Consider the following 14,248-nt stretch of genomic DNA (forward strand, 5'->3'; position numbering starts at 1 on the left):
GATGTATTTCAACGTCGCTAAATCATTACCAAGCAGCGCCAACGTACATCCGGCTTACGTATCAATTTATGTGTCAATTTATGAGTCAACACAAACAGCGTGAACTTCCCTGCTCCAAGGACAGGAGCAGGGAAATCAGTGCATTATTTCCACAGAGCGCACTTGGATTCGGCTTTCGTCGTGAAGGCCTGTTCACCTGGAATAGTCTGCGCCACTTTGTAGTAATCCCAAGGCTCTTTTGATTCGGCTGGCGACTTCACCTGCATCAGATACATATCGTGAATCATGCTGCCGTCAGCGCGGATGTAGCCATTTTTCGCATAGATATCGTTGATCTTGGCGGCCTTCAGTTTCGCCATCACTTTATCGGTGTCGTCGGAACCAGCGGCCTTGACTGCGTTCAGATATTGCAAGGTTGCGGAATAATCAGCCGCTTGCAAACTCGATGGCATCTTTTTCATTTTTTCAAAATAACGACGCGACCATTTACGTGCTTCATCATTCTGATTCCAGTACCAGCTGTCCGTCAGATACATGCCACTTGTCAGGTTCAGTCCCAGAGAGTGAATATCGTTAATAAACATCAGCAGACCAGCGAGCTTCATGGTTTTGGTAACACCAAATTCATTCGCTGCTTTAATCGCATTGATCGTATCGCCACCGGCGTTAGCCAACCCCAGAATCTGGGCTTTCGATGCCTGTGCCTGCAACAGGAATGAAGAAAAATCAGACGCGGATAATGGATGTTTTACCGATCCGGAAACACTGCCACCAGCGGCTTTCACAACGCTGGACGTATCACTTTCCAGCGACGCGCCAAATGCATAATCGGCAGTCAGGAAATACCAGCTTTTACCGCCTTGTTTAACAACCGCTGAACCTGTGCCCTTCGCCAGCGCGACGGTATCGTAAGCATAGTGAATTGTGTTTGGTGTGCATTCTTCGTTGGTCAGACGTGCAGTACCGGCGCCGATAGAGATGAACACTTTTTTCTTTTCTGCTGCCACTTTCGACATCGATAAAGAAGTGCCGGAATTAGTACCACCGATCAGCATATCCACACCATCGCGGTCAAACCACTCACGTGCGCGGCTTGCCGCAATATCCGCTTTATTCTGATGATCGGCCGTTACCAGCACAATCTTTTTACCGAGTACAGTGCCGCCGAAATCAGCGATCGCCATTCTGATCGCTTCTGCACCGCCGTTACCGTCGATATCAGAATACAAGCCTGAAATATCTGTGACGAAACCAATCTTGACGACGTCGCCCGATACCTGAGCGCTGGCCGTCCCTGCGAACGCCGCGAGTGCTGCACCCACAGCCAGACTGGCAATTTTAAATTTTGTATTCATTTGTCTTCTCCTATCGTTTTTATAAACGCCCACGCCATTGCTATGGCTGCAGGAACCACCACCATCAATTTACACGCCCAACAACTCATTCAACACAGGCATTTTTTCCTGCAATTGCGAGGCTGCAAAAGTCTCGACAATCTGTCCATGTTCCATCACATAAAACCGGTCCGCCAATGGGGCTGCGAAACGGAAATTCTGTTCCACCATCACGATGGTGTAACCCTTCGCTTTCAGGGTGGTAATCATGCGTGCCAAAGCCTGCACAATCACCGGTGCCAGACCTTCGGAAATTTCGTCCAGCAATAACAAACGCGCCCCGGTACGCAGAATGCGGGCCACTGCCAGCATCTGTTGTTCACCACCGGACAGACGCGTACCCTGACTGTTTTTACGTTCAGCCAGATTAGGAAACATGTCGTAAATTTCTTCTACCGACATGCCTTGCGCATCACGCGAAACCAGCGGTGGCAACATCAGATTTTCTTCTGTGGATAAGGAAGAAAATATTCCGCGTTCTTCAGGGCAATAGCCAACGCCAAGATGCGCGACTTTATGCGTAGCTAAATGGATTGCTTCGACACCGTTGATTTTGATCGAGCCTTTGCGAGCGCCTGTCAGCCCCATGATCGCGCGCATCGTTGTCGTGCGGCCTGCGCCATTCCGACCAAGCAAAGTTACGACCTCACCCTGATTCACTACCAGGTTCACATCATGCAAAATATGCGACTCACCATACCAGGCTTGCAGATGCGAAATCTCCAGCGCTGGGTTTGTTCCGGCTTGATTCGTTGAAACACTCATGCGTGCGCTCCTTCCAATTCGCCGCTGGTGCTTCCCATGTAGGCTTCCATGACTTTAGGATTTTTCGATACTTCAGCATAAGTGCCCTCGGCCAGCATCGCACCGCGTTGCAACACAGAAATTTTGTCGCAGATACCGGAGACGACACTCATATTGTGCTCGACCATCAGAATGGTGCGCCCTGCCGATACTTTTTTGATCAGTTCAGTCACACGATGTACGTCTTCATGCCCCATTCCTTGCGTTGGCTCGTCCAGCAACATCATCTCCGGCTCCATCGCCAGCGTCGTCGCAATTTCAAGAGCGCGTTTGCGGCCATACGGCAGATCCACGGTCACGGTATCGGCAAATTCAGTCAGATCGACTTCAGCCAGCAACTGCATTGCACGGTCATTCAGGTTACTGAGGCTATTCGCGCTTTTCCAGAAATGAAACGACGTACCCAAACTGCGTTGCAAACCTATGCGGACATTTTCCAGCACGGTCATGTGTGGGAAAACAGCAGAAATCTGAAATGAGCGGATGATGCCCTGGCGCGAAATCTGTGCCGGTTTCGCAGACGTAATATCACGCCCGTTAAACAGAATTTCACCGGATGTCGGTACCAGGAATTTGGTCAATAAATTAAAACAGGTGGTTTTACCGGCACCATTCGGCCCGATCAGCGCGTGGATATGTCCACGCTGCACCTGTAAATTTACTTCGCTTACGGCAGTGAAGCCCTTGAACTCTTTGGTCAAGCGCTTAGTCTCGAGGATGACATTGGTCATCGCGTCTCCTTATTGTCTTGCTTCAGGCCCTCTTTGGGGATCCAGTTTTTTTAACATGACAAACTTACTGTTCGTGCAGTAAGTATTATTATTTTTTATTCAAAAAGCACCTGTCACCATCTCTGATGTTGCCGCAGCTCAACGCATTGAAGCGTTATGCCATGCGACTTCCGACAAATACAGCACTGGCGTTTCTTTGAATTTTTGATAGTACCTATCAAACGGATTTTTCAACAATACGGTATAACTACTGTACGTAGTTTCACGCAAGCTGACATAAAAATAAAGTTCGTTTATCGTTCTCCGGACAAAATAGACCGCGCCGCTTTTTCAGCGATCATGACAGTCGGTGAATTGGTATTACCTGAAGTGATTGTCGGCATCACAGAAGCATCTGCCACCCGCAGCCCGGCGATCCCTATGACGCGTAAATCGCTGTCGACAACTGCACTGGTATCATCACGCCGTCCCATCTTGCACGTGCCGACCGGATGAAAAATTGTCGTGCCGATATCACCAGCCGCTTTCGCCAATTCTTCTTCCGTGCGGAATTGCGCACCGGGTTTCATTTCTTCCGGCTGATATTTTTTCAACGCAGGCGCCGCAACGATCTTGCGTGTCAGCGTCAGTGAGTCCGCTGCAATCTTACGGTCTTCATTCGTACTCAGATAATTCGGTACGATTTTTGGTGCCGCTAAAGGGTCCGCCCCGGTAATTCGGACATAGCCGCGCGACGTTGGGCGCAGGTTACAGACACTCGCGGTAAACGCCGGAAAATCATGCAAAGGATCACCGAATTTTTCCAGCGATAAAGGTTGTACGTGGTATTGCAGATTCGGTGTTGCCTGCGACGCATCAGAGCGGGTAAAAGCGCCCAGTTGTGACGGTGCCATCGACATCGGGCCGCTCTGAAATAAAGCATATTCGAGACCGATACGCGCCTTGCCCAGCAAACTGTTGGCCATCTTGTTCAGTGTTTTCGCACCCGTAATTTTGAAGGCAGAACGGATCTGCAAATGATCCTGCAAATTACCACCGACCCCCGGCAAATCGTGGATCACAGACACACCGGCTTGCTGCAAATGGCTGCCATTGCCGATCCCGGAATACTGCAAAATCGCGGGGGATCCTATCGCGCCTGCGGCCAGCACGGTTTCCTGAACGGCATCAGCAAACCACTCACGACCGCCGCCAATAAATTCGACACCGGTACAACGTTTGCCGTGTTCATCGTCAACAATGCGCAGACGCCGGACCTGGCAGCCAGTCATGATCGTCAGGTTGCCGCGTGTTGCGGCAGGCTTCAGAAAAGCTTTCGACGCATTCCAGCGTATGCCGCGTTTCTGGTTCACATCAAAATAGCCGCAGCCTTCGTTATTGCCGCGATTAAAGTCGTCGGTTTTAGGAATGCCGACTTCTGCCGCCGCATCGCGAAACGCATCCAGAATTTCCCACGACAAGCGCTGCTTTTCCACGCGCCACTCGCCGCCCTGACCGTGAAATTCCGCATCGCCGCTGTAATGATCTTCGCTCTTTTTAAACAGTGGCAACACCTGATCCCAGCGCCAGCTATCGTCCCCGGTCAGCGCCGCCCATTCATCATAATCCCGTTGCTGACCGCGCATATAAATCATGCCGTTGATCGATGAACAGCCACCCAGCACTTTGCCGCGCGGATAAATCAGGCTGCGCCCATTCAGACCCGGTTCGGCTTCGGTACGCAGCATCCAGTCTGTGCGTGGATTATTAATGCAATACAGATAGCCAACCGGAATATGTATCCAGACATAATCGTCTTTACCACCGGCTTCGAGCAACAACACGCGCTTGTCCGGGTTCTTCGACAAACGATTCGCCAATACACAGCCGGCAGTACCGGCACCGATCACGATGTAATCAAACTGTCCTGCTGATTCCATGGATATTTTCCTTAGCTTTTGCGGGAAGCTGTCTGCATTTCCTGCACCAGCGTGGCGACCAGATCTGCAGCATGAACATCACGGGCGCGGGCAACGCCCTGCCCACACCACAGCGACATGAATTCGGTTTTGCTTTCTTTCGCCGCTGCCGAGCGTATCGCCCCGGTCAGCGCGTTTTGCACAGGGTAAGCTGGCACCTGATCTGCCACGGATTCCATCAATTGCATGAAACGGTTATCCAGACCACGCGCAAAGCGACCGGAAAACGCACGGGTCTGGCGCGTGGTAGCACTGGTGTCGCTGGTCGCTGCCAGTAAACGCTGTTTGTAAGCGGGATGAATTCCAGACTCTTTCGTGGTCAGGAATGCCGTTCCCATCTGCACCCATTGCGCACCTGCGGCAAGGGCGGCAGCGATATCCGCACCATCCATGATGCCGCCCGCAACGATCAGCGGAATCTGTATCTGCGGGCGGCAAACGGCAAGCAATTCTGCGGTGCTCAGCGTTGCGTCCTGCTGCGCCCCGATGAAAGTGCCGCGATGTCCGCCAGCCTCCGTGCCCTGCAGGCAAATCGCATCGGCACCGATCGCTTGCCAAACGATGGCTTCCGCCAGATTGGTGGCGGTACCGATCACCAGTATCCCGGCCTCATGCAGACGTTGTACCTGGCTGCCATGCAAAACATCGAAAGTAAAACTGGCGACGGCTGGTCGTGCGGTGATCAAAGCATCTAATTGCGCTTCAAAATCCTCGCACCACCGGGTCGGTGTCGGCAAGGTGGTCCAGCCTAATTCGGCGCACACCGGTTGCAGCAATAATTTGGCCGCCTCTATCTGAGCAAAATCGACTTGCGGGCGCGTCTGTACAAACAGATTGATGGCAAATGGTTTATCCGTCAGGCGACGAATATGTTCGGCTTGCTCAATGATCGCCAGCGGCGTCAGCAAAGGCGCTGCGAGAGAGCCCAGCGCACCGGCTTCCGATACTGCTGCCACCAGTTCCGGCGTCGTCGCGCCGCCTGCCATCGGCGCCTGGATAATCGGGTACTGGCATAAGGTGTTGATCGTCAACATAATGTGGTTCTTTCACATACTGGGGAGGAGTATGAGTTACTGCACCCGTTATCCCCTTTATTTATAAGGACATCAGATGCAAACTGAAAGATACTCCCCCATCCCGCAGAGGCCATCTGGGTGCGGAGGGTTATTCGGGCTGCTCCCGGCAAGTCTTTACAACATCAACGCACCGGGAGCAGAGGAAATTACTTCGCTACCGGCATCGTGAATTCAGCACCTTTGCCTATGCTGTCTGGCCAGCGCTGCATCACGGATTTGTAGCGGGTGTAGAAGCGTATGCCTTCTTCGCCATACGCATGCTGATCACCAAATAAAGAACGTTTCCAGCCGCCGAATGAATGCCATGCCATAGGCACAGGAATAGGCACGTTAATGCCGACCATCCCGACCTGAATACGGCGTGAAAATTCGCGTGCCGTGTTGCCATCGGACGTGAACAAGGACACACCATTGCCGAATTCATGGCGGTTAATCAGCTCAACGGCCGACGCAAAATCCGGCACGCGGATGATGCACAATACCGGCCCAAAAATCTCTTCGCGATGAATTTTCATGCCTTCTTTGACGTGATCAAACAGTGTGCCGCCGAGGAAGAAACCGCCTTCATGACCAGGCACAGAAAAGCCACGTCCATCAACCAGCAATTGCGCGCCTTCAGCCACACCATCGGCAATATAGCCTTCGATTTTTGCCTTGTGCACCGCTGTTACGACCGGCCCCATTTCGGCATCGGCTTCCATGCCATTTTTAATGATCAGCGTTTTTACGCGGGGCACCAGTGCGGCGACCAGTTTATCGGCCACATCACCGACCGCCACCGCCACAGAAATTGCCATGCAACGTTCACCTGCAGAGCCGTATGCCGCGCCCATCAAGGCGTCGACGGCCTGATCCAGATTCGCATCCGGCATCACAACCAGATGATTTTTAGCACCGCCGAGCGCCTGTACGCGTTTGCCCAGGCGTGTGCCTTCGCTGTAAATATATTCAGCAATCGGCGTCGAACCAACGAATGAAACAGCGGACACATCAGGATGCTGCAGCAAGCCATCCACCGCGACTTTATCGCCTTGCAATACGCCGAACACGCCGTCTGGTAAGCCCGCTTTTTTCAACAGATCAGCAATCAGCAATGCGCAGGAAGGATCGCGCTCAGAAGGTTTCAGAATAAACGTGTTGCCAGTCGCAATCGCCAGCGGCGCCATCCACATCGGTACCATGAAAGGGAAATTAAACGGCGTAATACCGGCAGTCACACCGAGCGGCTGACGCAGGTTGTAATTATCGATGCCACCGCCGATGTTGTCGGAAAACTGGGTTTTCAACAGTTGTGGCATGCCACAAGCGAATTCAACGATTTCAATACCGCGGGTGACTTCGCCCATCGCATCCGACAAGACCTTGCCATGTTCACGCGTGATCAGCGCGGCAATTTCCTTATGATGCTGATCCAGCAGTTCTTTGAATTTGAACATAATGCGTGCACGCTTGAGTGGCGCAGTCTCCGCCCACGCTGGCGCTGCCGCTTTCGCCGCAGCCACCACCGCATTCACTTCGTCCAGATTCGCCAGCACCACTTGCGCCACAACCGCGCCGGTCGCCGGATTAAACACGTCCTGCTGACGGCCACTGGCCGAGCTTACTACCTGGCCATTCATAAAATGCTGTATCAACGATGTCATAAGAAACCCTTAGTCAGAAATGGAAGTTCGATAGCAGATTAATGGACTACTCATAGCAAATCCAATTAATTATTTTCAATAGCAATATAAGACATGCTTATAATATTCAAAAAATTCTGCGTGCCAGTGTTATCAACACCAGTTTATATCCCACGCTGATGGAGACAACATGGATTTCACTCAATTACGCGCTTTTGTGACCGTCGCCAGAGAAGGTAATCTGACCCGCGCCGCCGAGCGTCTGCATGTCACACAACCCGCCGTCAGCCTGCAAATCAAAGCATTGCAGGAAAGCCTGAATTTGCAACTATTCAGCCGCAGCGCCAGCGGTATGACGCTGACGAATGATGGCGCGAAATTGCTTCCGTATGCAGAACGGGTCTTAAGTTGCCTCGTTGAATTTCGTCAGGCATCGAATTCTTTACACTCCACGCTGAGCGGCGAACTGGCGATAGGAACGATACTCGACCCGGAATTTACGCGTCTGGGGGCTTTTCTGAAACGGCTGGTAGAAACTTATCCACAGTTATCCACACGACTGCAACAGGGAATGTCCGGCTCGGTATTACAACAAATCCGCGCTGGCAGTCTGGATGTCGGCTTTTATATCGGCGAAGCACCGGACGATGGTAAAACGCCGGTTTACAGTGTGGTGCTGACTAATTTTACCTATCGCGTGGTCGCACCCAGCGGCTGGAATAAGCGTGTGCTCGGTCAGAGCTGGCAAAGCCTCGCGCAATTGCCATGGATATGGACACCGCCCGAATCGGCCCACAATCGTCTGTTGACGAAAATCTTTGCCGAACTCAATCTGACGCCGAATAAAGTCGCGCTTGTGGACCAGGAACCATCGATGCTGGATCTGGTGAAATCGGGGGTGGGTCTGAGTCTGATCCGCGATGCGATTGCGATACGGGAAGCGCACGCACATGGTTTAGTCATCGCCGACGCCGTCAGCGTTGAAACGCAACTTTGTATTATTTGTCAGGAAAAACGTAAGAACGAAGCGATGATCGCCGCCAGTTTTGAATTGATCAAACAGTGCTGGCAATTATTAATTTAGCTTTTTCAACAGAACCGACGACAACAGAAAGAAGCAAAAAAATTTGCTGTCGCCCTCGCTTTTTCCCGGATCAAATTCACGTTGTATTTGCAGCTTTTATTGTCATTCTCAACATCAATTTTTTGCCGCAGACGTATACAATCCGGACTACCGCAAATAAAAATAAATCTCGATGCCGGTAGTTCCTGTAAGCCGCACTGAAAGTACATGCTTTGAAAGCCCAGACTCTTATTATTCTCTCCGCCGGTCTTACCTCTATGCCCTCGATTGCACTGGCCGAGAATCTGCATTTGCTGATACAAGAATACGCACCGTTCTCATATACCGAAGCGAAAACGGGAGAAATCCGTGGTTTCGTCACCGACAAAATTATAGAAATCATGAAGCGGGCAGGTGAAACCCCGGATATCAATAGCACCTCACTCGCACGCGGGCTGAACGCGACACTAAACGACGATAACACTTGCCTGTTTGCTTTTCGTCGTACACCTGAACGAGAAAATTTATTCAAATGGGTAGGCCCGCTCACCAATGATAACTGGGTTCTGTACGGGCGGAAAAACGATAGCCGCGTATTAAAGAAATTTGAAGATGCCAAACCTTACTCTATCGGCTCCTATAAAAATGCAGCGACCGGCCTACAGCTGACAGAGCAAGGTTATCGCATCGCGTTCGCCAGCGAAGACGATGACAACCCGCGTTTACTCGTCAACAAACGCATCGATTACTGGGTGGTTTCCGAATTACATGGCATGTCGTTGGCCCAACAACTGGGTTTTGCCAATGACATCGTACGCGCTGCCCGCTACAAAAACATCGAACTCAATATGTTGTGTAATATCCGCATGGATAAACAACGCATTGATCTCTTTAACAAAATCAATCGCGAATTAGATAACGATGGCACGATGGAAAAACTGATGCGTAAATATGGAATCCGCTGATGGCACGCTCGACGAAAGCAAGTAATGCAGTGCAAAGACTGAAAGACCGTAGCAACGGCACCGCCTATTCTATGGTCAGCATGGCCGATGGTCGTTTTTTTCTGACGCGCTCCAACGGCACCAACACGCCAGACGTATTACATGAGCCGCTGGAAATCGATGCCTTCGTCGCCTACGTCAATTCTCTCGAAAAACAGGCGCCGAAAAAAGTCAGCAAACTCGATCTGGCGTTTGAGCAGAAATTACAAAATTCAAAAAAATAATTAATCGCCGTGGCGCGCATATCGAGAGCCGGTTGGTTTTCTCGGTTGCAGTCATGGCTTACTCAAAAAGGATGTTTTAGTGATGAAATCTCGTCTGCTTGTTGCTGCATTCGGTTTGTCTGTTCTTTTAACTGGCAATATTGCCACTGCACAGATGCAAAGTGATACCGCGACAGTCGGTAGCAAGTTGCAAAAAATCGACGTTAAAACCGGTACCGGACAAGAAATTGCAGCAGGAAATAATGCCCTGGTACATTACACCGGCTGGCTGCATGATCCTCTCGCTGCGAAAGAACATGGAACCCAGTTTGACAGTTCTTCCGGCAGACCACCGTTCAGTTTTACAGTCGGTGCCGGCAAGGTTATTAAAGGCTGGGATCAGGGAGTTGTCGGTATGAAAGTCGGCGGCAAACGTACCCTGATTATTCCGCCAGAACTGGCGTATGGTGCGCGCGGTGCGGGTGGCGTCATTCCACCGAATGCGACCCTGATTTTTGACGTGGAATTAGTCGGAATAAGGTAAAAAAAGCCAGCTATGCTGGCGCTTATCCTGACTGAACGAGTTTATTCCCGGTCGCTGGTTTGTCGGGGTTCCGACTGCGGTGGATCGAATGTATACACCGCGTAAAAAAAACAAGAAACCACCAGCACGGTGGCCAGCGTACCGATAAAAAACAAGGGTTCTAAACCTTGGGGGAAAACAAACTGGTACCAGTTAACCAGGCCGGACAATACCATCGCGGCGAACGACAAATTCATTAGCAAACGCGACCGACGCAAAGTCGCCACCGCAAATAACAGCATCACCAATAAAGATAATGAAAAGCTGATCATTCCCGCCACAATCTGACCTTTTGTTTTTTATATTATTAGCAAAATAACATAATGGTTTTGTCTCAGCCAAAGTTTTACATCTTTTTTCAATTTCCATATGGCAGGATCATCGATGGCTTATTTGCTCGCACTTGATCAGGGAACTTCCAGTTCACGCAGTATTATTTTCGATGAACAGGGTCAGATCGTTGCCTCGGCACAGCAAGAATTCCGTCAGATATTTCCGCAGCCGGGTTGGGTCGAACATGATGCCAATGAAATCTGGCAAAGTCAGTTTGTCACCTGCCAGCAAGCCATGCGCAATGCACGTTTGCAGGCGAATGACATCGCCGCCATCGGCATCACGAATCAGCGCGAAACCACGGTGTTATGGGATAAAAAAACCGGCCAGCCTTTGTACAATGCAATTGTCTGGCAAGACCGCCGCACCGCAGCGTATTGCGAAGAACTGCGCGCACAGGGTTATGCTGAAAAAATTCAGGCAAAAACCGGGCTAATACTCGATCCGTATTTTTCAGCAAGCAAACTCAAATGGCTGCTCGATCACATTCCCGGCGCGCGGCAGCGGGCGGCACGCGGCGAACTGGCATTCGGCACCATAGATACCTGGCTGGCGTGGCAACTCAGCGAAGGCAAGCTGCATGTGACCGATATCACGAACGCCTCGCGCACCATGCTGCTGAATATTCATCAGGGACAATGGGATCAGGAATTACTTGCTCTGTTTGATATTCCTGCTGCGGTGTTACCCGAAGTGTCGCCATCCAGCCATTTGTTTGGGACATGCGGCTTACTCGGCAGCACCATCCCCATCGCCGGTATTGCCGGTGATCAGCAAGCAGCGCTGTTCGGGCAGGCGTGTTTTACACCCGGCATGGCAAAGAATACCTATGGCACCGGTTGTTTCATGCTGATGCACACCGGCACGCAAGTCGCGACATCACACAATGGCTTAATCAGCACAAGTGCTTGTCAGACGGGCCTCACCAGCCAATATGCGCTTGAAGGCAGCGTCTTTATTGGGGGAGCCGTTGTGCAATGGCTACGCGATGGGCTGCAGGCGATACAACATTCCACCGACGTCGAACAATTGGCCAGCAGTGTGCCGGATTCCGGCGGCGTGGTCTTTGTACCCTCATTTACCGGACTCGGCGCACCGTACTGGGTGGCCGACGCCAAAGCCGCGATTGTCGGTCTGAGCCGTGGCAGCACGGTTGCCCATATTGCCCGGGCAGCACTTGAATCCATTGCGTTTCAAAGTACCGCCGTATTGCTGGCGATGGTGAAGGATGCGGTATCCCCGATCACTGAATTGCGCGTCGACGGTGGCGCTGCAGCCAACAATCTGTTGCTGCAATTTCAGGCAAATTTACTCGGCATTCCCGTCATCCGGCCAAAAGTAACGGAAACCACGGCTCTGGGCGCGGCTTATCTGGCCGGGCTCGGTGTCGGTATTTTTGCGAATCAGGATGAATGCGCGGCAACCTGGAGAATGGACAGACAATTTATCCCGACCATGAGCCGCGCGCAGGCACAAGCGCTGATGGCTGAATGGGAAACGGCGGTAAACCGGGTGCGCTGAACATTAACGCACAAGGCAGTCAGCCAGCGATAAGGTCACCATGAACACGGTTTATGGATAAAATGCAGGCTGGTTCGTGATCGGCAATGACGATGAACGAACCGGAACTGCCTTCGTTTTGCGAAATGCAGCGAAGCTTCACCTGCGATTGACGCAGCATTTGATGCTCAGCGTTTTATATTTTTCTGTACTTTTTACTGCTCTCCACTCATGAAACTCAAGTGCGCTCTGGTTCTGGCAATGCAATTATTCAGCGTCACAGTCTTTGCTGCTGATACCACGCCATCAGCGCCACCTGCACCAACGTCACAATCAGTCGCCCCATCCGTCTCGCAATCGGTGTTCGTCGTCGCGCCGGAAGATTTACCAAAACAAACGACCGGCGTCGTCATCGACACACCGAAAATGCCTGAACCGGAAAAGAAAAAAGAATCCGCCCCTATCACTGCTGCACAAGTCTGGTCTGGCCCGGTGCCACTATCGGGTGGTTTGTTTTTTCTGGTCGCATCGATGCCCGTCTTAGCCTCGCTCTATTTCGCGTATCAGTTGTATCTGTTCATCGTTGCCCGTCGCCGTCGCTTATCTATCCGGCATAGCAAAGAAAACTGAGCCCGCCGTTGGCGAAACACTGCTACCGCTGTTCGTTTTTCACCAAAACTTCATCTGTTTGTCACCAGCCTGTCACCTGCCCGGCCTACAGTCTCCATTATCAATAACGATAATCGGAGAACAATATGTCCAGCAAAGCACTGATCGCCAGCGCGGTGTTTAACTCGACGACCCAGGGTCGTAAAGGCGTCGCTGACAAACTGTTCGCGCACTGGTTCAGCCGCCTCGTTCATGCGCAGATCTGGGAAGACCCGCAAGCCGATCTGCATGCGCTGCAATTACGTCCCGGTGCCAACATCGTCACGATTTCTTCCGGCGGTTGTAACGCGCTGGCGTATTTATCTGCCGAACCGGCGGCCGTACACGCGGTTGATCTGAACGCAGCGCATCTGGCGATGCTCAACATCAAACAGACCGCGATCAAACATCTGCCCGATTATGATGCTGTGCTGGCGTATCTCGGTGACGCGAATCATGCCGATAATCTGAAACGATATAAACGTCATATCCGTCAGCATTTATCCGAAGATGCGAGTAGCTTTTGGGAAAGCCGCACGATCACAGGCAAGCCTCGCTATCACTACTTTACCGATCAGGCATATCAACACGGTTTGCTTGGCCGCTTCATCAGCTTCGCCCACGGCTTTGTCAGATTGATGGGCGGCGACATGAGCAAAATGCTCGAAGCCCGCAGCGTGCAGGAACAACGCGATATATTCGACCATTACATTGCCCCGGTATTTGATACAAGTCTGTTCAAACTGCTGGCGCAACAGCCGCTGGCGCTGTATAGCCTGGGTGTACCACTCTCGCAGTTCGCGGCGTTGAAAAAAGATGCCGGAGAAGGATTACATGTCTTATTCAAAGAAAGAATGCGGCATTTATCCTGCGATTTTCCACTGGATCAGAATTGTTTCGCGCAACAGGCATTTGGCCGGCGCTATGACATACGGCGTCAGGCCTCCTTGCCCATGTATCTGCAACAAGCGCATTTTTTTAGCCTGCGCCGCAATATCGACCGCCTGCATGCGCATCATCTGACGATGACCGATTTCCTGCGTACCCAGCCACGTGCTTCAATGGATGCCTATGTTTTCCTCGATGCACAAGATTGGATGGATCAATCACAACTCATCAGTCTGTGGGAAGAAGTCAACCGCACTGCTGCCCCCGGTGCCAGAGTCGTGTTCCGTACCGCGGGTCAGTCATCGCCATTGGAACCGGCATTACCAAGCACATTGTTATCCACATGGCATACCGATACCGGACATAACCGTGCTTTGCACGCGATTGACCGTTCGGCCATTTACGGCGGCATGCATCTCTATCAAAAAACCTGAGTCTTTT

At 51.5% G+C, this 14,248-nt stretch carries 14 protein-coding genes; 7 read left to right on the forward strand and 7 right to left on the reverse strand.

Features of this window, described 5'->3' with window-relative positions; all coding sequences use genetic code 11:
- Positions 1-143: 143 nt before the first annotated feature.
- The 6 genes from H8K38_RS07145 to H8K38_RS07170 all read right to left on the reverse strand — a co-directional run bounded on the left by H8K38_RS07145 (position 144) and on the right by H8K38_RS07170 (position 7,606).
- Entirely contained in the window at positions 144-1,355 is a 1,212-nt protein-coding gene (locus H8K38_RS07145) for an ABC transporter substrate-binding protein (protein WP_186884101.1), read from the reverse strand.
- Between the two features lie 69 nt (positions 1,356-1,424).
- The gene (locus tag H8K38_RS07150) at positions 1,425-2,159 is read right to left on the reverse strand and encodes an ABC transporter ATP-binding protein (RefSeq protein WP_186884102.1); all 735 of its coding nucleotides are present in this window, start codon (positions 2,157-2,159) and stop codon (positions 1,425-1,427) included.
- Positions 2,156-2,929, reverse strand: a complete 774-nt coding sequence (locus H8K38_RS07155) for an ABC transporter ATP-binding protein (RefSeq protein WP_186884103.1) — start codon at positions 2,927-2,929, stop codon at positions 2,156-2,158. The genes H8K38_RS07150 and H8K38_RS07155 overlap by 4 nt, the downstream gene beginning before the upstream one ends.
- A gap of 293 nt (positions 2,930-3,222) precedes the next feature.
- Entirely contained in the window at positions 3,223-4,848 is a 1,626-nt protein-coding gene (locus tag H8K38_RS07160; RefSeq protein WP_186884104.1) for a GMC family oxidoreductase, read from the reverse strand.
- Positions 4,849-4,859: 11 nt separating this feature from the next.
- A complete protein-coding gene (locus H8K38_RS07165; protein ID WP_186884105.1) occupies positions 4,860-5,921 on the reverse strand; it encodes a nitronate monooxygenase family protein in 1,062 nt (353 codons plus the stop codon).
- 188 nt (positions 5,922-6,109) lie between these two features.
- The gene (locus H8K38_RS07170) at positions 6,110-7,606 is read right to left on the reverse strand and encodes a CoA-acylating methylmalonate-semialdehyde dehydrogenase (protein WP_186884106.1); all 1,497 of its coding nucleotides are present in this window, start codon (positions 7,604-7,606) and stop codon (positions 6,110-6,112) included.
- Between the two features lie 169 nt (positions 7,607-7,775).
- Between H8K38_RS07170 and H8K38_RS07175 the strand changes: the two genes are divergently transcribed.
- The 4 genes from H8K38_RS07175 to H8K38_RS07190 all read left to right on the forward strand — a co-directional run bounded on the left by H8K38_RS07175 (position 7,776) and on the right by H8K38_RS07190 (position 10,399).
- Positions 7,776-8,669 (forward strand): LysR family transcriptional regulator, encoded by an 894-nt coding sequence (locus H8K38_RS07175; RefSeq protein ID WP_186884107.1) that lies wholly within the window; start codon positions 7,776-7,778, stop codon positions 8,667-8,669.
- Positions 8,670-8,926: 257 nt separating this feature from the next.
- A complete protein-coding gene (locus H8K38_RS07180; RefSeq protein ID WP_186884108.1) occupies positions 8,927-9,613 on the forward strand; it encodes an ABC transporter substrate-binding protein in 687 nt (228 codons plus the stop codon).
- Complete coding sequence (locus tag H8K38_RS07185) at positions 9,613-9,876, forward strand: hypothetical protein (protein ID WP_186884109.1); 264 nt, start codon at positions 9,613-9,615, stop codon at positions 9,874-9,876. Before H8K38_RS07180 ends, H8K38_RS07185 begins: the two co-directional genes overlap by 1 nt.
- Positions 9,877-9,958: 82 nt before the next feature.
- Positions 9,959-10,399: an FKBP-type peptidyl-prolyl cis-trans isomerase gene (locus H8K38_RS07190; RefSeq protein WP_186884110.1), complete on the forward strand. Its 441-nt coding sequence runs from the start codon at positions 9,959-9,961 to the stop codon at positions 10,397-10,399.
- Positions 10,400-10,440: 41 nt separating this feature from the next.
- On the opposite strand, the gene H8K38_RS07195 is transcribed toward H8K38_RS07190, so the two are convergent.
- Positions 10,441-10,710, reverse strand: a complete 270-nt coding sequence (locus H8K38_RS07195; protein WP_186884111.1) for a hypothetical protein — start codon at positions 10,708-10,710, stop codon at positions 10,441-10,443.
- 112 nt (positions 10,711-10,822) lie between these two features.
- On the opposite strand from H8K38_RS07195, the gene glpK reads away from it, so the two are divergent.
- From glpK to H8K38_RS07210, 3 genes are all read left to right on the forward strand, one after another.
- Positions 10,823-12,292: a glycerol kinase GlpK gene (gene glpK, locus H8K38_RS07200; RefSeq protein WP_186884112.1), complete on the forward strand. Its 1,470-nt coding sequence runs from the start codon at positions 10,823-10,825 to the stop codon at positions 12,290-12,292.
- Between the two features lie 210 nt (positions 12,293-12,502).
- Positions 12,503-12,901, forward strand: a complete 399-nt coding sequence (locus H8K38_RS07205; protein ID WP_186884113.1) for a hypothetical protein — start codon at positions 12,503-12,505, stop codon at positions 12,899-12,901.
- Between the two features lie 125 nt (positions 12,902-13,026).
- The gene (locus H8K38_RS07210) at positions 13,027-14,241 is read left to right on the forward strand and encodes a DUF3419 family protein (RefSeq protein ID WP_186884114.1); all 1,215 of its coding nucleotides are present in this window, start codon (positions 13,027-13,029) and stop codon (positions 14,239-14,241) included.
- Positions 14,242-14,248: the final 7 nt, after the last annotated feature.

This window comes from Undibacterium sp. FT79W (assembly GCF_014284215.1).
GTDB lineage: Bacteria > Pseudomonadota > Gammaproteobacteria > Burkholderiales > Burkholderiaceae_D > Undibacterium > Undibacterium aquatile.